General features: G+C 41.9%; 22 protein-coding genes and 1 tRNA gene. 7 read left to right on the forward strand and 16 right to left on the reverse strand.

The features are described 5' to 3' along the window. Positions 1–142: 142 nt before the first annotated feature. The 7 genes from rplA to deoC all read right to left on the reverse strand — a co-directional run bounded on the left by rplA (position 143) and on the right by deoC (position 4,353). Complete coding sequence (gene rplA, locus MTF68_RS15080) at positions 143–847, reverse strand: 50S ribosomal protein L1 (protein ID WP_004588206.1); 705 nt, start codon at positions 845–847, stop codon at positions 143–145. A gap of 3 nt (positions 848–850) precedes the next feature. After that, entirely contained in the window at positions 851–1,279 is a 429-nt protein-coding gene (gene rplK, locus MTF68_RS15085; protein ID WP_004588205.1) for a 50S ribosomal protein L11, read from the reverse strand. 213 nt (positions 1,280–1,492) lie between these two features. Further along, the gene (gene nusG, locus MTF68_RS15090) at positions 1,493–2,050 is read right to left on the reverse strand and encodes a transcription termination/antitermination protein NusG (protein WP_024032045.1); all 558 of its coding nucleotides are present in this window, start codon (positions 2,048–2,050) and stop codon (positions 1,493–1,495) included. A 4-nt stretch (positions 2,051–2,054) separates the two neighbouring features. Further along, complete coding sequence (gene secE, locus MTF68_RS15095; protein ID WP_004588203.1) at positions 2,055–2,432, reverse strand: preprotein translocase subunit SecE; 378 nt, start codon at positions 2,430–2,432, stop codon at positions 2,055–2,057. Between the two features lie 132 nt (positions 2,433–2,564). Beyond that, positions 2,565–2,641 (reverse strand) — tRNA-Trp (locus MTF68_RS15100). A gap of 106 nt (positions 2,642–2,747) precedes the next feature. Next, the gene (locus MTF68_RS15105; RefSeq protein WP_029774147.1) at positions 2,748–3,596 is read right to left on the reverse strand and encodes an SPFH domain-containing protein; all 849 of its coding nucleotides are present in this window, start codon (positions 3,594–3,596) and stop codon (positions 2,748–2,750) included. A 13-nt stretch (positions 3,597–3,609) separates the two neighbouring features. Further along, positions 3,610–4,353 (reverse strand): deoxyribose-phosphate aldolase, encoded by a 744-nt coding sequence (gene deoC / locus MTF68_RS15110; protein WP_248462948.1) that lies wholly within the window; start codon positions 4,351–4,353, stop codon positions 3,610–3,612. A gap of 281 nt (positions 4,354–4,634) precedes the next feature. On the opposite strand from deoC, the gene cysG reads away from it, so the two are divergent. The 6 genes from cysG to cysQ are packed head-to-tail and all read left to right on the forward strand — an operon-like array spanning position 4,635 to position 11,596. Continuing rightward, on the forward strand, positions 4,635–6,062 hold the full coding sequence (cysG, locus tag MTF68_RS15115) for a siroheme synthase CysG (RefSeq protein WP_024032043.1): 1,428 nt from the start codon (positions 4,635–4,637) through the stop codon (positions 6,060–6,062). A 48-nt stretch (positions 6,063–6,110) separates the two neighbouring features. Then, positions 6,111–7,010: a sulfate adenylyltransferase subunit CysD gene (gene cysD, locus MTF68_RS15120; protein ID WP_004588199.1), complete on the forward strand. Its 900-nt coding sequence runs from the start codon at positions 6,111–6,113 to the stop codon at positions 7,008–7,010. Beyond that, positions 7,010–8,434 (forward strand): sulfate adenylyltransferase subunit CysN, encoded by a 1,425-nt coding sequence (cysN, locus tag MTF68_RS15125; protein WP_024032042.1) that lies wholly within the window; start codon positions 7,010–7,012, stop codon positions 8,432–8,434. The genes cysD and cysN overlap by 1 nt, the downstream gene beginning before the upstream one ends. A gap of 31 nt (positions 8,435–8,465) precedes the next feature. Next, complete coding sequence (locus tag MTF68_RS15130) at positions 8,466–10,190, forward strand: SLC13 family permease (protein ID WP_004588197.1); 1,725 nt, start codon at positions 8,466–8,468, stop codon at positions 10,188–10,190. A 33-nt stretch (positions 10,191–10,223) separates the two neighbouring features. Beyond that, positions 10,224–10,820, forward strand: a complete 597-nt coding sequence (gene cysC / locus MTF68_RS15135; protein ID WP_024032040.1) for an adenylyl-sulfate kinase — start codon at positions 10,224–10,226, stop codon at positions 10,818–10,820. 5 nt (positions 10,821–10,825) lie between these two features. Beyond that, on the forward strand, positions 10,826–11,596 hold the full coding sequence (cysQ, locus tag MTF68_RS15140; protein ID WP_024032039.1) for a 3'(2'),5'-bisphosphate nucleotidase CysQ: 771 nt from the start codon (positions 10,826–10,828) through the stop codon (positions 11,594–11,596). Positions 11,597–11,834: 238 nt separating this feature from the next. Here cysQ and MTF68_RS15145 read toward each other — a convergent pair whose 3' ends face one another. The 3 genes from MTF68_RS15145 to MTF68_RS15155 form a co-directional block, all read right to left on the reverse strand. Continuing rightward, entirely contained in the window at positions 11,835–12,116 is a 282-nt protein-coding gene (locus MTF68_RS15145) for a hypothetical protein (protein ID WP_024032038.1), read from the reverse strand. A gap of 118 nt (positions 12,117–12,234) precedes the next feature. Beyond that, positions 12,235–12,597: a hypothetical protein gene (locus MTF68_RS15150; protein WP_024032037.1), complete on the reverse strand. Its 363-nt coding sequence runs from the start codon at positions 12,595–12,597 to the stop codon at positions 12,235–12,237. Between the two features lie 291 nt (positions 12,598–12,888). Then, complete coding sequence (locus tag MTF68_RS15155; RefSeq protein WP_096740360.1) at positions 12,889–13,686, reverse strand: alpha/beta hydrolase; 798 nt, start codon at positions 13,684–13,686, stop codon at positions 12,889–12,891. Between the two features lie 426 nt (positions 13,687–14,112). On the opposite strand from MTF68_RS15155, the gene MTF68_RS15160 reads away from it, so the two are divergent. Next, positions 14,113–15,384, forward strand: a complete 1,272-nt coding sequence (locus tag MTF68_RS15160) for an aromatic amino acid transport family protein (protein ID WP_248462949.1) — start codon at positions 14,113–14,115, stop codon at positions 15,382–15,384. 82 nt (positions 15,385–15,466) lie between these two features. Here MTF68_RS15160 and speD read toward each other — a convergent pair whose 3' ends face one another. From speD to MTF68_RS15190, 6 genes are all read right to left on the reverse strand, one after another. Beyond that, positions 15,467–16,279 carry an adenosylmethionine decarboxylase gene (speD, locus tag MTF68_RS15165; protein WP_004588193.1) on the reverse strand — a complete coding sequence of 271 codons (813 nt, stop codon included), beginning with the start codon at positions 16,277–16,279 and terminating at the stop codon, positions 15,467–15,469. An 88-nt stretch (positions 16,280–16,367) separates the two neighbouring features. Beyond that, the gene (locus MTF68_RS15170; RefSeq protein ID WP_004588192.1) at positions 16,368–16,781 is read right to left on the reverse strand and encodes an OsmC family protein; all 414 of its coding nucleotides are present in this window, start codon (positions 16,779–16,781) and stop codon (positions 16,368–16,370) included. Positions 16,782–16,930: 149 nt separating this feature from the next. Beyond that, entirely contained in the window at positions 16,931–17,278 is a 348-nt protein-coding gene (locus MTF68_RS15175) for a DUF3802 family protein (RefSeq protein WP_004588191.1), read from the reverse strand. Between the two features lie 140 nt (positions 17,279–17,418). Beyond that, positions 17,419–18,888: a succinylglutamate-semialdehyde dehydrogenase gene (astD, locus tag MTF68_RS15180; RefSeq protein ID WP_029774138.1), complete on the reverse strand. Its 1,470-nt coding sequence runs from the start codon at positions 18,886–18,888 to the stop codon at positions 17,419–17,421. Positions 18,889–18,904: 16 nt separating this feature from the next. Beyond that, entirely contained in the window at positions 18,905–19,921 is a 1,017-nt protein-coding gene (gene astA, locus MTF68_RS15185) for an arginine N-succinyltransferase (RefSeq protein ID WP_248462950.1), read from the reverse strand. Positions 19,922–20,005: 84 nt separating this feature from the next. Next, entirely contained in the window at positions 20,006–21,211 is a 1,206-nt protein-coding gene (locus tag MTF68_RS15190; protein WP_004588188.1) for an aspartate aminotransferase family protein, read from the reverse strand. Between the last annotated feature and the right edge of the window lie 415 nt (positions 21,212–21,626).

The following is a 21,626-nucleotide window of genomic DNA, read 5'->3' on the forward strand; positions in this document are numbered from 1 at the left end:
GACGGAAGCCCAATTTATCGCATCACTCAAGAGCTTAGCGAAATTATGGACTTCAACCCGAATTCTTTACTTGTTAAATAATAAATTATTCAATAAAATGGCGCAAAATTATAGTACAAATTTCACGCCATGTAAACACCTATTAAGCTACAGAAGTGCTTAAAGTGTTTTGGTCAACAGCAACACCTGCGCCCATTGTTGTAGAGATGGTTACTTTCTTAACGTAAACACCTTTAGCTTGAGAAGGTTTAGCCTTCTTAAGCGCAACGATTAGAGCTTCAAGGTTTTGTTGAAGTTGCTCAGCAGTGAAATCAACCTTACCGATAGTAGTATGGATGATACCATTTTTGTCATTACGGTAACGTACTTGACCTGCTTTCGCATTTTTAACTGCTTCTGCAACGTTAGGCGTTACAGTACCAGTTTTAGGGTTAGGCATAAGACCACGTGGACCTAAGATTTGACCTAGTTGACCAACAACACGCATAGCGTCTGGTGATGCAACAACAACGTCAAAATCCATCTCGCCTTTCTTAACTAGTTCAGCAAGATCTTCCATGCCTACTAATTCAGCACCGGCTTCTTTTGCAGCTTCTGCATTAGCGCCTTGAGTGAATACAGCAACACGAACATCACGGCCAGTACCGTTAGGTAGTACAGTTGCACCACGAACGTTCTGGTCAGATTTACGAGCGTCAATACCAAGGTTAACAGCAACGTCAACACTTTCTACGAATTTAGCTGTCGCTAACTCTTTTAAAAGAGCAACTGCTTCATTGATTTCGTAATCTTTAGTTACTTCCACTTTTTCGCGGATAGTACGCATACGTTTAGTTAATTTAGCCATTTCTTAGTCCTCTACGTTCAAGCCCATCGCACGCGCAGAACCTGCGATAGTGCGAACCGCAGCGTCCATATCAGCCGCTGTAAGGTCAGCTCGTTTTGTCTCAACGATCTCTTCAAGTTGAGCACGAGTTACTGTGCCTACTTTTTCAGTGTTAGGACGGCCTGAGCCTGATTTGATACCAGCAGCTTTCTTAAGTAAGTAAGCAGCAGGTGGCGTTTTCATATCGAACGTAAATGAACGGTCACCGTAAACAGAGATCACTACAGGAACTGGAGCGCCTTTTTCGATAGACTCTGTACGCGCGTTAAACGCTTTACAGAATTCCATGATGTTTACACCGTGTTGACCTAGTGCAGGACCTACTGGAGGACTAGGATTAGCCATACCAGCGGCAACTTGTAGCTTGATTAAAGCTTCAACTTTTTTAGCCATTATAAATACCTCATTTGGTGGGTCTTAGCCTTGTGCGCGCGAGGACGCGTACTCTAACGGCTTCCCAGTTTAAAAATTGGTTTCGTACTTTTTGCGAGCAAAAATAAATTTTTGCCTTAATACAAAAAGGCCGCTGATTATAAGTTAATCAGCGGCCTTTTTCAAGCTTCGTGCCAAAATTTAAGTAAATAATGACGAAGCTTTTTTAATCAATTACTTATCTTGTTCAACTTGACCAAATTCAAGTTCAACCGGTGTAGAACGACCAAAAATAAGTACCGACACTTTCACGCGGCTCTTTTCGTAGTCAACTTCTTCAACAACACCGCTAAAGTCAGCAAATGGACCATCAGTAACACGAACAACTTCACCTGGCTCAAATAATGTAGCTGGTTTAGGTGCTTCAGCGTTCTCTTGAAGACGGTTAAGAATGCGTTCTGCTTCTTTAGAACTAATAGGCGCTGGGCGGTCAGAAGTACCACCAATAAAGCCCATTACACGTTCAGTGCTGTTCACTAAGTGCCAGCTTGCATCGTTCATGTCCATTTGTACTAGTACGTAACCTGGGAAGAATTTACGCTCAGATTTACGCTTTTGACCGGCGCGCATCTCAACAACTTCTTCTGTTGGTACTAATATTTCACCAAAGCTCTCTTCAAGACCTTCAATTTTGATGTGCTCTGATAACGTTTGCGCTACACGCTTTTCGTAACCAGAGAATGCTTGTACAACGTACCAGCGTAATTTAATTTCTTTGTTCTCATCCGACATGGGATCAGATCTCCAATCCAGTTAAAAAGCCTACAGCGCGGAATAAAATGCCATCTAATCCCCAAAGGATAAGCGCCATAATCACTGTTGCAACCATTACGATTAATGTCGTGTGGGTAGTTTCTTGACGCGTTGGCCAAACAACTTTACGTACTTCGATGCGTGCTTCTTTAGCAAATGCTAAAAAGTCACGGCCTTTAGCGGTTTGCGAGGCAATACCTAAACCTGCTGCTATAGCAACCACAACGCCAATTGCACGTAGTAATACAGACTGATCTGCAAACATGTGATTACCAACAACTGCGCCTGCAAGTAGCGCGATTGCTACTAACCACTTTACCGACTCCATCGCACTTGATGGTGTTTCTACATTCGTGCTCATAATATTATTACCTTAACTACAGACACAACAACCCTACACAACGGCAGGGTTAATCCATTAAAATCTAAACTTAAAAACAGACTTATTTAAACCGATTTTTAACCCCAGACTTACTCAACTTATGAGTAAAAATGGCAGGGGCGGAGAGATTCGAACTCCCAACCGTCGGTTTTGGAGACCGCTGTTCTACCAATTGGAACTACGCCCCTGCAAAGTGGATGCCTATTATACTTACGCAAATCATTAACACAAGCCTAAAAGATACCCACATTGCAAAATCTCGATAAACTATTAAGTCCTTAATAATAAAAAGGCTTAATTAGCCCCTTTTACTAGCGGCACGCCATTATTACCAACTGGAATATAAACCGTTGTATGGTTTGGCGACTCAGCCATTTTTGCCTGCGCGTTTATAGCTTCATGTTGTAAATAATTTGCAGTAAGCGTTGCGTTAATTATTTTTTGAGCTTGGGCAATACCTTTTGCTTCTTCCACTCTTATTTCAGCATCTTTGCGTGCTATTTCTTTTTGTGTTTCTTTCTCTGCTAATAACTGCTGCGCGGCAAGCTTTTTCTCTACGGCATTTGCGACAATGGCTGGGTAATTAATATCTCCCACTACTACATTTGCTAATTTAAAGGGCGTTGATGATAAATAAGTTTGTAAACGCAAACTAACTTCTTGCGCTATTTGTTCGCGATTTGTTTTCAGCTCACCACTGTCGTACTTTTGCACAATGTCACGCACATAGGTTCTAAACGTTTCACGCACAAAGCGTTTATACCAGTTCTCAGCGCCATACTCTTCTACAACTGTTTTTACCGAGCCACTTTGAATCCCTATTACTGCATGAAAATCAAATTTTATATTTAAATCATCATTAGCAAGAATTCTGAATGTTTCAGTATACGTATTAGGTCGCATATCAATATTTACCACTTCATTACGAAGTAAAGAAACACCATAGTTAGCAGGTCCTTTCATGGTGCCTTGATAGCCACCTTCGCCAAATATTCTTGGTTTTTCGTACACATACCCTTCTTCACCTGCAGGCGTGCTTGGGTTAGTACATGCAGTTAAGCCAAACCCTACAACACCGGCCAAAATGGCACCTTTAACAAGGTTATTGACCAGGTTTTGCATCCCTGAATTTCTTGGTTTCATTATATGTCCTTGGTTATTTTTCTAATACTTTATATACATCACTTAGTAAGCTTGATGCGCCAAACCTAAATGTAGCGGCTTGTAAGTAGTCATCGCCCATAATTGAGCGTGTCAGTGCTAAATACTCCTTTGCATCAATAACAGTTTTAACTCCGCCTGCGGCTTTAAAACCAACAACCTTACCCGATTGTTTAATAGCGCTGAGCATCACGTTTGTTGCGTCAAGCGTTGCATTTATTGCCACTTTACCTGTGCTGGTTTTTACAAAATCAGCCCCGCCTTGAATAGCCAAGTTTGTAGCTTTAGTGATTAGCTCTGCAGTTTTAAGTTCGCCACTTTCTATAATTACTTTTAATTGCGCTCTTGTACCACAGGCTTTTTTACTTTGAGTTACATACTCCAGCACTTTGCTGTGCTCGCCAGCAATAAGTGCTTTATACGGGATCACTAAATCTATTTCATCCGCGCCGCGCTCAATTGCTATCAGTGTTTCGTTTATCACATCGCTCAGTGGCGCATCACCACTAGGAAAATTTGTAACCGTTGCTACTTTTACATGGTTAAGTTCACGCGCAGCCAGTGCTATTTTTGCATCATCTACAAAATCACTGTAAACGCATACTGCAGCAGGCGTGCCCAATTTAGGGTTAATACTATTTACAAGCTGCTGAATATCACTGGCCGTGTCTGAGGTGTTTAGGCTTGTTAAATCCATAAGCGACACAGCTAAGTGTGCATCGTTGTGTTGTTCAGTCATACGTAATCCCTTTAAGTAGGCGATAAATTAGGTTTAGCGCCATAGTAACAAATTAACGTAATCTCGCTATAGCTCATAACCAAACACTATAAGCACATTATTTTGCGTGTAATGCGCGTTAATCCCCTATAGATTAAGGCTTAAACCTAAAACAACCACCCATTATAACTTTTGGTTATATAAACTTGGTTTTAATTATTTTTTACTTACTAGTGCGCGCTATATTCTGCCCCCTGCTCAATAGCGTTTTATTTTAGATTTTACTTAGAGGTGTTAACCACGTGCAGTATTTACCTATCTTTACCAAACTCGACAACAAACCTGTGCTGGTTGTTGGCGGTGGAGAGGTCGCATTACGCAAATGTCGCGCGTTTTTAAAAGCCCGCGCAAATGTAACCTTAGTGGCACCTTGGTTTTGTGATGAACTAAAAGAACATGCACAAAACAATGAAGTAACGCTTATTGATGCCTATTTTGATGAGTCGCACCTTGATGGCAAAATGCTGGTTATAGCAGCCACAGACTTAGACGAAGTAAACAACAACGTATTTGAGCTAGCTAACGCACGCAATGTATTTGTAAATGTGGTTGATGACCAACCTAAATGTACGTTTATATTCCCATCAATTGTAGACCGTGACCCAATAACCATAGCTATTTCAAGTGCAGGCACCGCGCCAGTACTTGCTCGGCGACTACGTGAAAAGCTCGAAACGTTAATCCCACAACACATTGGCCCACTGGCTACTTTAGTTGGCAGTTTTAGAGACAAAGTAAAACAGCGCTTTAAGCACTTTGCCGATCGTCGCCAATTTTGGGAAGGCGTGTTTGATTCATCAGTCGTAAGCAAAGTGCAAACAGGTAATACCGATGCAGCACAAGCACAACTAGAGCAAATGCTTGATGCCAAAGCCGAGCCAGAAGGCGAAGTATATGTAGTAGGTGCAGGCCCAGGCGACCCTGAGCTTTTAACACTTAAAGCATTGCAGTTAATGCAGCAAGCCGATGTCGTTGTATACGACTATTTAGTGTCTGATGAAATTATGGAATTAGTACGCCGTGATGCCGATTTAGTTTGCGTAGGCAAGCGTATGGGCGATCACAGTGTAGCGCAAGAAGATACCAACCAAATGCTGGTTGATTTTGCCAAGCAAGGCAAAAAAGTATGCCGCATTAAAGGCGGCGACCCATTTATTTACGGCCGTGGTGGTGAAGAAGTACAAGTACTAGCTGCCAATAACGTTAATTATCAAATAGTACCGGGTATAACTGCCGCCGCTGGTTGTAGCGCGTATGCGGGTATTCCGCTTACTCACCGCGACCACGCACAAGCCATCCAGTTTGTAACAGGGCATTGTAAAAAAGATGGCCAAGAACTCGATTGGCAATCGCTTGCTAAAGCGCATCAAACTTTAGCTATTTATATGGGCGTTATTAAATCGCCACATATACAGGCTCAGCTTTTAAAACATGGCCGCAGCGCTAATACGCCAGTTGCCATAATCGAAAACGGCACGCGTAAAAACCAGCGTGTTGTTACGGGGCAATTAGGTGAGCTTGCAGATTTAATAGAGCGCAACAGTGTGGTATCGCCAGCATTACTTATTATTGGCGAAGTAGCCGCCCTGCACTCGCAGCTTGCATGGTTTGGCCAAAACGAGCAAACCAGTAGCTTTGCTCAGCCGCTGACCGGCGTATCAAATACATAATTATATTTTACTTAATCACTTTTAATCATTTTAGTAGGACGACTAACAATGGCTTTAACTCACCTTCAGCAACTTGAAGCTGAAAGTATCAAAATCATGCGCGAAGTCGCCGCTGAGTTTGAGAACCCAGTAATGCTTTACTCAATTGGTAAAGATTCGTCGGTACTTTTGCACTTAGCGCGTAAAGCATTTTACCCTGCAAAAATTCCGTTTCCGTTATTACACGTAGACACCAACTGGAAGTTTCGTGAAATGATTGAGTTTCGCGATCGCCTTGCAAAAGAATACGGTTTTGACCTGCTGGTACACAAAAACCCAGAAGGCATGGCAATGGGTATTAGCCCGTTTGAGCATGGCTCGGGTAAACATACCGACATAATGAAAACCCAAGGCTTAAAGCAAGCGCTAGATAAATACGGCTTTGATGCTGCATTTGGTGGCGCACGCCGCGATGAAGAAAAGTCTCGCGCTAAAGAGCGTGTTTACTCGTTCCGCGATAAACACCACCGATGGGACCCTAAAAACCAACGTCCAGAGCTTTGGAATACTTACAACAGCCAAGTTAACCCAGGTGAGAGCATTCGTGTATTCCCACTGTCTAACTGGACTGAGCTTGATATTTGGCAATACATTTACCAAGAAAACATTGAAATGGTTCCGCTTTATTTAGCGAAAGAGCGCCCAGTAGTAGAGCGCGACGGCACCTTAATTATGGTTGACGATGAGCGCATGCCACTTGCTGAGGGTGAAGTACCACAAATGAAGTCGGTACGTTTTCGTACTTTAGGCTGTTACCCACTTACCGGTGCAGTTGAATCTACAGCCAGTAACCTAACAGAAATTATTGAAGAAATGCTGCTATCTACGTCATCTGAACGTGAAGGCCGTGTAATAGATCACGACTCAGCAGGCTCAATGGAGAAGAAAAAACGTGAGGGGTATTTCTAATGTCTACCAATACTAACGACACCATTAACGAAGTAAAAGAGATTGGCATAGACGCCTACCTAGCACGCCAACAAGATAAAAGCTTATTGCGTATGCTTACCTGTGGCAGCGTAGATGACGGTAAATCAACACTGATTGGCCGCCTACTGCACGACAGCCACCAAATTTATGAAGATCAGCTAGCTGCTCTTCATAAAGATAACGAAAAAGTAGGCAACGCAGGCGAAGAGCTAGACTTAGCGCTACTAGTAGATGGCCTACAAGCTGAGCGCGAGCAAGGCATTACTATTGATGTAGCGTACCGTTATTTTTCAACGGCTAAGCGTAAATTTATTATTGCCGACACCCCAGGGCACGAGCAATACACACGCAACATGGTAACAGGCGCATCAACAAGCGATGTAGCCATTATTTTGGTTGATGCCCGCTACGGTGTGCAAGTACAAACTAAGCGTCATAGCTTTATTTGTGACTCACTAGGTATTAAACAGTTTGTGGTCGCGATTAATAAAATGGATATCGTTGATTTTGACGAAACCGTTTATGAAAAAATTAAAGCCGATTACCTTAAATTTGCTGAGCAACTTAACGTATCAAACATTAAGTTTGTGCCTATGTCGGCGCTTAAAGGCGACAACGTAGTAACCCGCTCTGCACATACGCCTTATTACACCGACAAGCCATTGCTTGAGCTTTTAGAAGACTCACCAGCGGCCGAAACCGATACCGGCTTTGAAGCACGCTTGCCAGTGCAATATGTAGTGCGCCCTAACTTAAACTTCCGTGGTTTTCAGGGCACATTGGCATCAGGTAAGTTACAAGTTGGCGATGCAATAAAAGTATTACCGTCGGGTAAAACATCAAGTATTAAAGAAATTGTGACCTTTAATGGCAACCTAGATCACGCAGAGGCCGGCCAAGCAATTACCGTTACCCTAAATAGCGAAATTGATATTAGCCGCGGCGATGTCATTGTGCCGCAAAGCTCAAGTGCAACGGTTACTAACCTTATACAAGCTAAACTTGTGTGGATGCACGAAGAGCCGCTGGTACTAGGCAAAAGCTACAACATTAAACTAGGTAGCAAAAATACATCAGCCGTGGTTAAAAAGATTGACCACACTATTGATGTAAACACTTTAGAGCACGGCACAGCCGATTCACTTCAGCTAAACGAAATTGCCATTGTCACGCTTGAACTAAGCGAAACAATATTAGCTGATGAGTATCATAACAACCACGAAACTGGCTCATTTATCCTTATCGACCGTTTATCTAACTTAACGGTTGCCGCAGGTATGATTGAGCAAGTACTAAAAAGCGAAAAACAAAACAGCGATTTCAGCGACTTTGAAATTGAGTTTAATAGCTTAGTACGCAAGCACTTCCCACATTGGCAAGCGCTTGATATTTCAAAACTGTAAGTATACAAATGTCTGTTAGGAATATAAAAGCATGGTAGAGCAGCTCGTTTTAACAGGCATTATGCTTACCTTAGTTGGGTGCCTTTTTGGCACCCGCATTAATCCAGCATGGTTATTTGTAAGTGCTATTGGTACAGGTTATTTAACAGGCCTGATTGACCTTGAAAGCATGTTAGTAAACTACGCAAACCCGTCGCTCATTACCCTCGTATTATTAGTGCTGGTTTCAATCGCTATTGAAAAAACCACACTCATACAACAGCTTTCCCAATCGTTATCTAAAGGGAGTTTAGTAAAGTCGGTAACAAAGCTTGGTTTATCAACCGCGTTTTTATCGTCATTTACTAACAATACCGCGGTTGTGGCATCGCTTATCACCGCCATAAAAGACAACCCAAATCATTCACCCTCAAAGCTACTATTACCGCTGTCGTACACTGCTATATTAGGCGGCACCATTACACTTATTGGTACATCAACCAATTTAATAGTGAACGGCTTTGCCGTAGATGCAGGTATGGCGCCACTGGGCTTTTTTGATTTTACCTTAGTGGGCATTGGCGCATTAAGTGTGGGCCTCATTACTATTTTAGTAATGCTCAAATACCTGCCCGACAACGGCAAAAACACACAAGAGGTTATTCCCTTTTACTTAGAGGGAAAAGTGCAGGCAGGCTCTAAACTTATTGGCCGCACCGTAGAAGAAAACGGCCTACGCGATTTAAAAGATTTATTTCTCGCCGAAATTATTCGTGGCGATGAGCGCATATACGCAGTAACACCTCAGCAAATTATTAGACAAAACGACGTACTGCTGTTTGTTGGCGATATTAAATCGGTGCCCTTATTAAGACGCTTTGACGGATTAAAAGTGGTGCACGACAACCACGAAAAAGACATAGAACACTTAGTTGAAGTGGTTGTGAGCCAATCATCAAAGTTTATTGGCAAAACCGTAAAAGAGGCGCGTTTTAGAGAGCAGTTTCATGCCGCTGTTATTGCCATTCGCCGAGGGCATGACCGCTTACAAGGCGGCCTTGGGCAAGTGCAATTGCAAGCCGGCGATTCTTTAATACTCGCCCCAGGTAAAAACTTTTACTCTTTACCTAATTTAAACCGCGAATTTGTGTATATATCGGGGTTTGACTTACAAACACACCTAAAACCTAAACAATCTAATATTGTATTGGCAGGCTTTGCCGCCGTGTTAGGGTTAAGCATTGTAGGTATAGTTCCTTTAGTAAAAGGCCTGCTGGTGTTACTCATTGGCTTATTGCTTAGCGGTACAGTTAAACTGAGCGAAGTAAAACGTCGCTTTCCCATTGAGCTACTCGCCGTTGTAGGCAGTGCCATAGGGCTTGCTAAATTAATGATAGAAACCGGGCTTGCCGGGCAAATATCAGATGCCCTATTTATGGTACTAGGTGATTTTGGCCCTTATGGCGCGTTTATCGCCATATTTTTAATGACCGTATTATTCACCGAGCTTATTACTAATAATGCCGCAGCAGCGCTTTCATTTCCTGTGGCTTACTCGCTAGCAGTGGGTTTTAATGTAGACCCTCTACCCTTTATTATGGCGGTAGCGTTTGGTGCATCTGCCAGTTTCATATCGCCATTTGGGTATCAAACAAACCTTATGGTTTACAGCGCGGGTAACTACCGCTTAAAAGATTACATAACAATGGGCTTGCCCCTTTCTATTATTTATTCAATCACGGTATTAACCTTGATCCCGCTCGTATTTCCTTTTTAATACGGGCGCTTACAGTACAAGAGACACACCACTATGGATGAAAATATTGTTTGGCATAACTACGCAACCACAAAAGCACAACGTAGTGAGCAAAAAAAGCATAAACCGGCCATTTTATGGTTTACCGGTTTTTCTGGCTCTGGCAAAAGCACCGTAGCCAACGCACTAGAAGCGGCACTTAATCAGCAAGGTGCGCACACTTACCTGCTTGATGGCGACAACGTACGTCACGGCTTATGTAAAGACCTTGGCTTTAGCGACGAAGACCGCATCGAAAACATACGCCGCGTTGGCGAAACCGCAAAACTAATGACCGATGCCGGCCTATTAGTGCTTACCGCGTTTATCTCGCCATTTAGAGCAGAGCGCGACATGGTGCGCAGCCTAGTAGATGACGGTGAGTTTATTGAAGTATTTATAGATACCCCGCTTGATGTATGCGAAAGCCGCGACCCTAAAGGCTTATACAAAAAAGCCCGCGCAGGTGAGATTAAACACTTTACTGGTATCGACTCAAGCTACGAAGTACCCAACAACCCAGAAATAATTTTAGATACCAGTAAAAACACCCTAGACCAATCGGTTACACAACTGATAACGTATCTAAAACAAAAGCATATTATAGGTTAACCCCAATGAACCAAACCGAGCTACTAGAAGAAACCCTCATCCTTGCCCGCAAAGCAGGCCAAGCCATAATGGGGATTTACGAAAAGGACTTTAACGTTGAATACAAAGCCGATGAAAGCCCAGTAACCGACGCCGACTTAGCAGCTCATAAAGTCATTGTGACAGGGCTAAAACAGCTCACGCCCGACACACCTATACTTAGCGAAGAAAGCGCTGATATAAGCTGGGACATTCGTCAAACATGGAAAAGCTACTGGTTAGTAGACCCAATCGACGGCACTAAAGAGTTTATTAAAAAGAACGGCGAATTTACCGTAAATATAGCCCTAATCGAAAACGGCAAACCCGTGCTTGCTGTCGTTGACGCGCCCGCGCTTGGCGTATCCTACTTAGCCAGTAACGATATTGGCGCGTTTAAAGACAAAGGCGATGAGCGTATTGAGCTTAAAGTAACCACTAAACCTAATAAAGGGTTAATCCGCGTGGTTGGCAGTCGCTCGCACCCATCACCCGATTTAGCCGAGTTTGTAAAACGCTTTGACGACGTTGAAATGGTCTCAAAAGGCAGTTCACTAAAATTATGTTTAGTGGCTGAGGGCAGTGCTGATATTTACCCGCGCTTAGGCCCAACCTGTGAGTGGGATACGGGAGCTGGCCATGCTATTGCTGAAATAGCCGGCGCTAAAGTAACCAAGCTCGATGGCAGCCCGCTTATTTATAACACCAAAGATGAGTATTTGAATCCGTATTTTGTAGTGAGTGCGGTGGAAGAATAAAAGCTAAGAGCTTCGAGCTGTTAGCCACGAGCAGCTCAATGTAAACCTAAACACCGTAGGTTGGGTTGAGTGGAACGAAACCCAACGAGTACCCGTTAACCATCCTCGCTATTTCGCACTAAAAAACTTGTCTACCAATTGATAAAGCGTACTGAAACACAGCAACGTTATAAACATACCAAGTGATGATATAACCTTTTCTTTTAAGGTTGTTCAGGCTTTTGGGCTAATATGCTTTTTAAGAAATAAAGAAAGTAAAATAGGTGCACGCACCAATACCTATAATCAGCATAAAGAGCCGCTTTATTAAATTACCTTCAGTAGGAGAAATTTCCTCACCGGTATATGGTGCATAAATACTTCTATTTAATATAAATGCATAGATATATCTATAACAAAAGAAAAATACAAACACACAAAACAACAACTTTTCTACTGACTCAAAACCTATGAAAAAAGCAGCTCCTAACATAAACCATACTATGCCGAGCAATATAACAATGGCTTTCTTTTTATCCATACTGACTGCCTTTATTTTTTCTTTAAGTTCTTTATTTATAAACTTTAATAGTCGTTTTAGTTAACATATTTGGACGTGTTGAAGCCTGTGAAAATCTAAGTAAGGTTTTTAACCTTTATTAAATTGCGTTGTTAGCGATGGAATTTATAGTCGGTAACCCTAACTTTTTGGCTATTGCTGCAAATTGAGCTTTTGTGTATGGCCCATAAACAAACTCCTTGTGTTCAGCAAACTTGTTATCTTTGATTTTATCAATATAGTAAAAAGCACAAGTTTTATGCGGACAAGCATAAACCGAAATATATTGCTCGTTAGACTTAATATTTATTGGTTCATCCAGTCGCCCAATATATGCGCCCTGACCAAGGCTGTAACCTAACCTTTTGGTACCGTCAATGTAATACACTTTATAAGGTTGCTCCTTCCAAATTGGAGAACACCCACTAAGAAGTAATGTTATTAAAACTAAAAATGTTCTCACACACTTCCCTGCATTCTAGTAACTTGCTCAAATTACACCCTTATAGTTAACATGAGCGTGTTCTTATTTTGTGAACATCTATTAGTAACAAACTGTGTAAGTGATTGCCAATTATAAAATTATATTAATCGAGGTATTTTACTATGTGTAAAAGAGTGTGGCATGAAGCAATACAGTGTTTTTAGCTTAAGGATAAAGACAAAAGAATGACCGTTTCCAATCAACAAGTGATGGCTATTATACGTTTTTAACACTTGCCATTGATTAAACGCTTTTTAAGAGCTACAACCCTTAACGATTTTGCTGGGCGATAAATGCAAGCGAGTGCTGATTGAATAAGTCTGGGCGTTCCACATTACAAACATGGCCGCAATGGTGAATAGTTTGCAGTACGCTATTTTTATGTCGTTTAACCATTTCTTTAACAGGCCCAAGGAACATATGATCTTCCTTACCCATAATGTAAAGAATGGGTATATCAATGTCTTTTTCTTTGAAATACTGCATTAAAGGATTTACGTCCATGGCTAGTTTAAACCACTTTATAAACTCTTTTTGGCATAAGCGTTTTGCTTCACGAACAAACAAAAGTCGAGATTCTTTATGGCGCTTTTTCGGCATCATAATAAAAGCAAATAAGCGATACAGCCACATATAAGGCAAGAAGTGTTTAAACGTATTACCTAAATAAACCAAGGTATTGCTGCGAGTATTAAACCGAGTAACCGCTCCACCTAGCACCATGCTAGAAACATATTGCGGCGCAATTTCAGCAATATTTCGAATAAGAATGGTGCCCAATGAAATACCAACAAAGTGTGCACTGGGAATGTTGTTATGATCTAGCACATCGATAATGTCTTTAGAGACCTTATTAAACGAATAATTATTATCAACAAAGTTTTGCACTAAGTTATTCGATTTACCGTGACCGCGAAGATCGAGCAACAACACATTATATTCTTTTTTATAAGCTTTAAGCTGTCGAAACCAAATTGCCGAGCTACCACCTGCGCCATGAACAAATACAACCCATGTTTTACTGGTTTCGTGCGCAAAAGTAGTATGAAAAAGAATGTCTTTGCTCATTGCAGTTAGCGGCCTGTTTACTTCGTTTGGCATATTTAATTGCAGGAAGTATAACGGAGTTTAGAATAAATCTCTTATGAAGTTCTAAGCAATGGCTTCTACTTAACAGATTTTATAAACAAACTTTGATTTTTAGTTGAAACCAATAAAAATGGCCTCTCCTATTTCCACGTTATGAAATCCGCCTCTTGGCTTTACCGCTCGAATGGCGCTATGACGTGTTGGGTTTCGCTTCGCTCTACCCAACCTACAACTGTGCTGGTTCGGGTATTTGTTTATTTTTACAGCGCTGTTTCGTATTCATGACACTTTTGGTGCAACGGCGTCTAATTAATTAGTCTACAAAACCCCTCAAAACATGAAAGTTTTAGCTAAAAACTATATTCTTGCGCGCGATTATTATTTAAATAATGGATGAGCACACACATGACACCATCACAAGATGCAACGCTTTCAAATGCATCACAAACAGGTGAACACACACCTACTTCTAAATGGAACCTGCACGATACGCAGTGGACGTTAAGCCTTTTTGGTACCGCCGTTGGCGCGGGCATTTTATTTTTACCTATTAATATTGGTATTGGGGGTTTTTGGCCACTAATTATTATGGCGTGTTTAGCCTTTCCAATGACCTTTTTAGCACACCGCGGCTTAGCCCGCTTTGTGTTGTCGTCTAAAAATAAAGATTCAGATTTTACTGATGTTGTTGAAGAGCACTTTGGTGTAACGGCGGGCAGGTTAATCTCTTTATTATACTTTTTATCTATATTCCCCATTTTGCTTATTTACGGCGTAGGCTTAACTAATACCGTTGACAGCTTTATGGTTAACCAAATGGGCCTTGAGTCACCTTCTCGCGTGTTACTTTCGGGTGTATTGGTTGCCGGTATGATTAGCCTAATGATGGGCGGTGAGCGCTTAATGCTGCGTGCCTTTGCTATTTTGGTGTATCCGCTTGTAGGTATTTTATTTTGCTTATCGCTCTATTTAATCCCTAGCTGGCAAATGCCAGATATGAGCCTACCTGAGGCGGGCAGCTTTACTAAAACGCTGTGGTTATCTATTCCTATTATTGTGTTTTCGTTTAGTCATGCGGCGGCTATTTCAAGCTTTGTGAACGTGCAGCGTGGGCATTATGGCAATCAGGCCACTAATAAGGCTGAGGCTATTTTAAAGCGCACTAGCTTACTACTTATTGTATTTGTACTGCTGTTTGTGTTTTCGTGCGTGCTTTCGCTTACTAGCGAGCAAATGGCGGCTGCTAAAGCGGCTAACGTATCGATTTTATCTTACCTTGCTAATATCACCAGTAACTCGTATATAGCGACTCTTGGGCCGCTGGTTGCCTTTATTGCGATTACGTCATCGTTTTTAGGGCACTTTTTAGGTGCACGCGAAAGCTTTACCGGTTTGGTGACTAAGCAAACAAGCTTAAGTGCAAAAGTAGCCGACAAAATTGGCGTACTCATTATGTTTTTTGCTATTTGGTTTTGCGCGGTTAAAAACCCAAGCATTTTAGACATGATGGATCAGCTCTCTGGCCCTATCATTGCGATGATTTTATTTATTATGCCAATGATTGCCGTATACAAAGTGCCTGCGCTGAGTAAATATCGCAACCGCTTAAGCACCTTGTTTGTACTTGCTGTGGGCTCCTTGGCCGTATGCGCGCTTATTTACAGCATGCTTAATTAAGCGAATTGCTATAAATATCCCCACAAAAAATGGCGCTCACTGAGCGCCATTTTTAATACAACTAAATTGCTTTTAAACTAATTTATTCTGCGTCTGGTAGGTTACGACCGTAGAATATTTCCTGCATTTCGCGGGTTAGTTTAGAGCGAATTTCTTCTTCTTCCTCATCCGACAGCTCATCAGTAGATAGGCCGAACAGGTAAGTGTTTAAGTCGGTTTCTTTTAACATCATTTTGGTGTGGAACAGGTTTTCTTGATACACGTTAACGTCCATCATTTGGTACGCTTCTTTGGTATCTTCTGTCATGAAGTTTTGAATCGAGTTAATTGCATGGTCAATGTAGTGTTTAACCCCGTTTACGTCGCGGGTAAAACCACGTACGCGGTAGTCAATGGTTACTACGTCTGACTCAAGGCTATGAATTAAGAAGTTTAACGCTTTAAGTGGCGAAATAATGCCACAGGTAGATACTTCAATATCAGCACGGAATGTACAAATACCATCATCAGGGTGCGCTTCTGGGTAGGTATGTACACAAATGTGGCTTTTATCTAGGTGCGCAACAACTGAATCTGGTAATGGGCCTGGCGCTTCGTCAGCATCGTAATTTTGCTGCTCTTCTACCGGCTCTTCCGAAACCAAAATAGTCACACTTGCGCCTTGTGGTTCATAATCTTGGCGCGCCACATTTAAAATGTTAGCACCAATAATATCAACAACATCACCTAGTATGTCGGTTAGTCTATCTGCACTGTACTGCTCGTCGATATATTCAATATATTCTTTACGTTGTTGCTCGGTCTTTGCGTAGCAAATGTCGTAAATACTAAAGCTTAAACTTTTGGTTAAATTATTAAAGCCATGAAGTTTAAGTTTATCGAAGGGTTTGTTCATGATAAACCAACCTATAAATTAGTGAAATCTGCACCTGCAGAATGAAAAGTTCGCGGATTTTATACGAATTTTCCTCACGGAAAAAGCGTTATTTTACCTGTTCTTGCACAACTTCGTGGCTGTGGGTAATTTCTACTGTTTTATCAAGCATTAAAGCAACAGAACAATACTTTTCAGCAGAGAGCGAAACCGCACGCGCTAGGTGTTTTTCCGAGACATTATTGCCTGTAACAACAAAGTGTAAATTAATTTTAGTAAATACACGAGGCGCTGTTTCGGCGCGCTCTGAGCTTAGTTGTACTTGCACATCAGAAAAATCTTGTTTGGCTTTTTTTAAAATACTTACAACATCTACCGACGAGCAACAACCTACCGACATAAGTACCATTTCCATTGGACTTGGTGCAGCGCTGTCGCTGCCAGCATCAAAAACCACATTGTGATTAGAATTAGAACGGCCAATAAAGGTGTCGCCTTCAACCCATTTTACATTTGCTTGCATGTGTTTATCTCTAAAAAAATTTTGTTGATTGTATAACAATCTGCAACGATACGTGAGCGCTGAGATTAAATTTAGTGGTGTTATTAATAAGGCGAGAAGTAATAGAAGCGCAGTCATTAGGTCATACTGCGCTGTGTTAACGGGTAACGTTAAGAGGTTTGTGTTACCGCGTTATCAAATAAGTTTTTAATAAGCCCAGCAAACTCATCAATAAATGCGTGTTGTTCAACCGTAACAGGTTGTGAGGTTATGCTGCTTAGTACTTCTTGTAAGTCGTAAACAATACCGTCTACCTCGCGCACTATTTGGCTGCGTTGTTCGGTATTAAGATTAGTATGTTGTTCACAAATTAGCATAACGTTATGCGCTATTACGTCTTCTATGAGTTCCATAACGGTAGGGGCACCGGGTTTGATTTCGCCTGGCTTCTCAAATAACGCTAAATTTTGAGTTAGATACATGATCAAGTCATCGTACCCTTGCCTGTCTAAAACCATTGTGATTTTCACCTTTGAATAACTAATTGCATAGATTTAAGCAGAAAGCGCCACTAATTACTAGCTTTGCGCGATACCAATACAAAAAAAGCAGCCTAAGCTGCTTTTCTCATTCTTTATAACTACAAATAGAACAGTAATTAATCTATTTTTAAGCCTGGGCTTAGTGTTGCTGGCATCGTTACTTTTTCAAGTTCTACCGAAGCTACAGGGTATGCACAGTAGTCGGCTGCATAATATGCGCTTGCTCTGTGATTTCCTGATGCGCCAATACCACCAAATGGGGCTGCACTTGATGCGCCTGTAATTGGGCGGTTCCAGTTAACAATACCGGCACGAATACGACGTAAAAAGTGATTGTAGTCGGCTTCGCTATCGCTTAATAAACCTGCTGATAAACCAAAGCTGGTATCGTTTGCTTTATCAATTGCGTGGTCAAAGTCATCAAAGCGGAACACTTTTAATAATGGGCCAAAGTGCTCTTCATCTGGGAAGTCACTAATCGCTGAACACTCAATAATACCCGGTGTTACAAAACCTGTATTGGCTGTGTGCTCAAGCTCTACTAGCACTTCACCGCCAAGCTCAACCAGCTCGTTTTGTGCTTTTACCATGCCTGCTGCAGCCGCAGATGAGATCATAGAGCCCATAAATGGCTGATCCTCATCATCGTAGTTGCCTACTTTAATAGCTTTAGTTGCAGTGATAAGGCGCGCTAAAATGTCATCGCCTTGTTGGCCTTTAGGTAAAAATACTTTACGAGCACACGTACAACGTTGGCCGCTTGAAATAAACGCCGATTGAATAATATCGTGTACCGCGGCTTTAGTATCTGCCACATCTTTAATAATCAGTGGGTTATTGCCACCCATTTCAAGCGCTAAAATTTTACCTGGCTGGCCTGCAAACTGCTCATGTAAAATATGACCAGTACGCGAAGAACCTGTAAAGAATAAACCATCTATGCCTTTATGCGCAGCAAGGGCTTTACCTGTTTCTACTTCACCTTGAACAAGATTAATTACACCTGCAGGTAAACCGGCTTTTTCCCATAGTTTAAGCGTAAGCTCAGCCACCATTGGCGTAAGCTCTGATGGCTTAAATACCACGGTGTTACCAGCTAAAAGCGCTGGCACAATGTGCCCATTAGGTAAGTGCCCAGGGAAGTTATATGGGCCAAATACGGCAACTACACCATGTGGTTTATGACGGATCATCGCACGCCCTACTGGCATAGCGTTTTCAACGTCGCCAGTGCGCTCTAAAAATGCTTTTTCAGAAATGGCAATTTTACCTACCATTGCGCCCGCTTCTGTACGCGTTTCCCACAGTGGCTTGCCGGTTTCTTGGGCAATCGCAACAGCAAGTTCTTCGCTGTGCTCTTTAAGTGTTGCTGCAAAGGTTTTAACTATCTCTAGGCGCTCGTTAAAGCTTTTATCTGCCCAGCTGTAAAATGCTTCGCGCGCCGAATTTACCGCGCTATCTACTTGCTCTGCAGTCGCTGAAGATGCCTGCCAAATAACGTCGTTATTTGCAGGGTTTACTGAATTAAATGCGTTGCCTTGGCCTTGTGACCACTGACCATTAATAAATTGTGCAGGATGAGTCATTATACTTTCTCCTTAATTAAACTGGGGTTGCGCTTACGGTGTCGCCCGATTGTAGCTGTAGGGCATCGGCTATTTGTTGCGATAAAATAATGCTGCTTGCACGCTCATCAAAGCTAAGCGCTGCAACCGTTGCACGGTAATCTTCTAACTTGCCGTTAGCAAGCAGTACCATGGTATCGCCCGATGCTTCGCCTATTTCTACTTTAAAGTCTTTTGCATTACGAATAGTGGCAATGTTGCCTACTTTTGCTTCTACTGTAGGGCCCGCATCAAAAATATCGACGTAACCGTTGAAGGTAAATCCTTCATTTTTTAATAGCTCAATAGCTGGGCGTGTGTTGTCGTGTACTTTACCAATCACCGCTTGAGCGTCTTTGCTAAGCAAGTTTACGTAAATTGGGTACTTTGGCATTAGTTCAGCAATAAACACTTTTTGGCCTATACCTGTTAGGTAATCGGCGGTAGGAAAGTCCATTGAGAAAAAGTGCTCTTCTAGCCATTGCCAAAACGGGCTGCTGCCGTTCTCGTCAGACACGCCGCGCATTTCTGCTATTACTGTTTGTGCAAAACGCTGCTCATGTTGTTTTATAAACATAAAGCGCGCTTTTGAAAGAAGTTTACCGTTACAGTTTTTACGATAGCCATCTTTCAAAAATAAGGTACATAGTTCTGTCGCGCCGGTGTAGTCGTTACATAGGGTTAAAATATCAACCGCTTTGTATACATCTAACGTGCGTGATGAGTGAATTACTTTACTTAAGTGGTAATGATAAAACGCATCATCAAGCCCTACTGCAGCTTCAATAGCTGAAGTACCGACTACTTCACCGGTTTCGGTATCTTCAAGAACAAACAGGTAGCCTTCGTCACCAGGTTGTGACGTTTGTTTAGCAAATGAACTTACAGAATGGTCAATTTTCTTTTGCAGTAACTCTTCGTTTAACGGCAAAGATGTAAAACCATGACCCGATTCGTGGGCAATTTTTAATAACGCTGCGTAATCATTTTGCTGGATTGGGCGAAGGATCATCATGAGTCCGCTTGCTCCCTTATCAATAACGGTAAATAGAATATGCAGGGCAAGCAGGCTTGCCCTTAATAAGGTGGTTTAACGCGCTTAAGCGTTTACTACGCTTGCTACTGCTTTTTCAAAACGCGCCATACCTTCGCGAATATCCGCTTCGGTGATTACTAACGATGGCGTAAAGCGTACTACATCAGCACCCGCTACAAGCGACATAAGCCCTTGCTCGGTAGCTGCTACTAAAAACTCTTTAGCACGGCCTTTGTATTGCTCGTTAACGGCTGCACCAATTAATAAACCTTGGCCACGAATTTCGCTAAACACGTTGTATTTTTCGTTTACCGCGTTAAGAAGCTCGTTAAATAATGCTGCTTTTTCTTTTACGCCCGCCAGTACTTCAGGGGTATTTACAGTATCAAATGCGGCTTCAGCTACTGCACACGCCAGAGGGTTACCACCGTAAGTAGAACCATGAGTCCCTACTTTTAAGTGCTGTGCAATCTCAGTAGTAGTTAGCATAGCGCCAATAGGGAAACCGCCGCCAAGTGCTTTAGCTGACGTTAAAATATCAGGCACTACGTTTAGACCTTGGTATGCGTATAGCTCACCAGTACGGCCAACACCTGTTTGTACTTCATCAAAAATAAGTAGTGCATTGTGTTTAGTACATAGCTCACGAACGCCTTGTGCAAATTCGTCAGTTGGCGAAATAATACCGCCCTCACCTTGCAGTGGCTCCATCATTACGGCACATGTTTTGTCGCTAATTAGCGCTTCAAATGCAGCTAGGTCATTGTAATCACAATGTACGATGTCGCCTGGCTTAGGACCAAAACCATCTGAGTATGCAGCTTGCCCGCCTACGGTTACGGTAAAGAACGTACGACCGTGAAAGCCTTTGTTAAATGAGATAATTTGTGATTTTTCAGCACCAAATTTATCAAGTGCAAAACGACGAGCTAATTTAAGTGCTGCTTCGTTTGCTTCTGCGCCTGAGTTTGCAAAGTAAACTTTTTCAGCAAAGGTCGCATCGACCATTTTTTTAGCTAAACGCAGCGCAGGCTCGTTAGTCATTACGTTTGATAGGTGCCAAATTTTTTCGCCTTGCTCTTTTAATGCACCTACTAATGCAGGATGGCAATGGCCAAGACAGTTAACAGCAATACCACCGGCAAAGTCGATAAATTCTTTACCTTGTTGATCCCATACGCGAGAGCCTTCGCCTCGAACAGGAATAACGCTTGAAGGCGCGTAGTTAGGAACCATTACGTGATCAAATAATTCGCGATTGACTGTCATTTTTTTTCCTCTTAATTGTGAGCAACACAAAACATCAAAATAGGTGTTTGGTTATAAATGTAACCAAGATATTTACGCACTAAATAGCAAAAGGTTGAGCGTAAAACTGCCTTGTGGTTCAATTTTCAGGCGCTCATTATTTCAGATATTTGTGGTGCTGTCTCGTTAAAAACTTTCATGCAGGCCTTTAAAATAAAGGCCTTGGGATATTATTTCATAGATAGTGAATAACTATCTGCATAGAAAATAAATGCCATTTTTTAATACTTATGCGCCTGCGCAGTGAGTCGCGCCTTACATTAAGTGCTTAAAGCGAGGTGTGCTTGGGGAGATGTTAATGAATGAATAGTCGCAAAAAAATTAACAAAAAATTCAATAGTTAATGAAAATTTGCCGCCATCAGCGGCAAATTACC

The organism is Pseudoalteromonas sp. 2CM37A (genome assembly GCF_023161885.1).
GTDB classification, from domain to species: domain Bacteria; phylum Pseudomonadota; class Gammaproteobacteria; order Enterobacterales; family Alteromonadaceae; genus Pseudoalteromonas; species Pseudoalteromonas atlantica.

Coding starts and splice junctions, on each gene's coding strand:
- cysD (WP_004588199.1), top strand. CDS start 6,111: ATGGCTTTAACTCACCTTCAGCAACTTGAAGCTGAAAGTATCAAAATC.
- MTF68_RS15130 (WP_004588197.1), top strand. CDS start 8,466: ATGGTAGAGCAGCTCGTTTTAACAGGCATTATGCTTACCTTAGTTGGG.
- MTF68_RS15175 (WP_004588191.1), bottom strand. CDS start 17,278: ATGGTTTTAGACAGGCAAGGGTACGATGACTTGATCATGTATCTAACT.
- rplK (WP_004588205.1), bottom strand. CDS start 1,279: ATGGCTAAAAAAGTTGAAGCTTTAATCAAGCTACAAGTTGCCGCTGGT.
- rplA (WP_004588206.1), bottom strand. CDS start 847: ATGGCTAAATTAACTAAACGTATGCGTACTATCCGCGAAAAAGTGGAA.
- speD (WP_004588193.1), bottom strand. CDS start 16,279: ATGAACAAACCCTTCGATAAACTTAAACTTCATGGCTTTAATAATTTA.
- astD (WP_029774138.1), bottom strand. CDS start 18,888: ATGACTCATCCTGCACAATTTATTAATGGTCAGTGGTCACAAGGCCAA.
- secE (WP_004588203.1), bottom strand. CDS start 2,432: ATGAGCACGAATGTAGAAACACCATCAAGTGCGATGGAGTCGGTAAAG.
- deoC (WP_248462948.1), bottom strand. CDS start 4,353: ATGACTGAACAACACAACGATGCACACTTAGCTGTGTCGCTTATGGAT.
- MTF68_RS15155 (WP_096740360.1), bottom strand. CDS start 13,686: ATGAGCAAAGACATTCTTTTTCATACTACTTTTGCGCACGAAACCAGT.
- astA (WP_248462950.1), bottom strand. CDS start 19,921: ATGATGATCCTTCGCCCAATCCAGCAAAATGATTACGCAGCGTTATTA.
- MTF68_RS15145 (WP_024032038.1), bottom strand. CDS start 12,116: ATGGATAAAAAGAAAGCCATTGTTATATTGCTCGGCATAGTATGGTTT.
- cysN (WP_024032042.1), top strand. CDS start 7,010: ATGTCTACCAATACTAACGACACCATTAACGAAGTAAAAGAGATTGGC.
- MTF68_RS15170 (WP_004588192.1), bottom strand. CDS start 16,781: ATGCAAGCAAATGTAAAATGGGTTGAAGGCGACACCTTTATTGGCCGT.
- MTF68_RS15105 (WP_029774147.1), bottom strand. CDS start 3,596: ATGAAACCAAGAAATTCAGGGATGCAAAACCTGGTCAATAACCTTGTT.
- cysQ (WP_024032039.1), top strand. CDS start 10,826: ATGAACCAAACCGAGCTACTAGAAGAAACCCTCATCCTTGCCCGCAAA.
- cysC (WP_024032040.1), top strand. CDS start 10,224: ATGGATGAAAATATTGTTTGGCATAACTACGCAACCACAAAAGCACAA.
- MTF68_RS15190 (WP_004588188.1), bottom strand. CDS start 21,211: ATGACAGTCAATCGCGAATTATTTGATCACGTAATGGTTCCTAACTAC.
- MTF68_RS15160 (WP_248462949.1), top strand. CDS start 14,113: ATGACACCATCACAAGATGCAACGCTTTCAAATGCATCACAAACAGGT.
- nusG (WP_024032045.1), bottom strand. CDS start 2,050: ATGTCGGATGAGAACAAAGAAATTAAATTACGCTGGTACGTTGTACAA.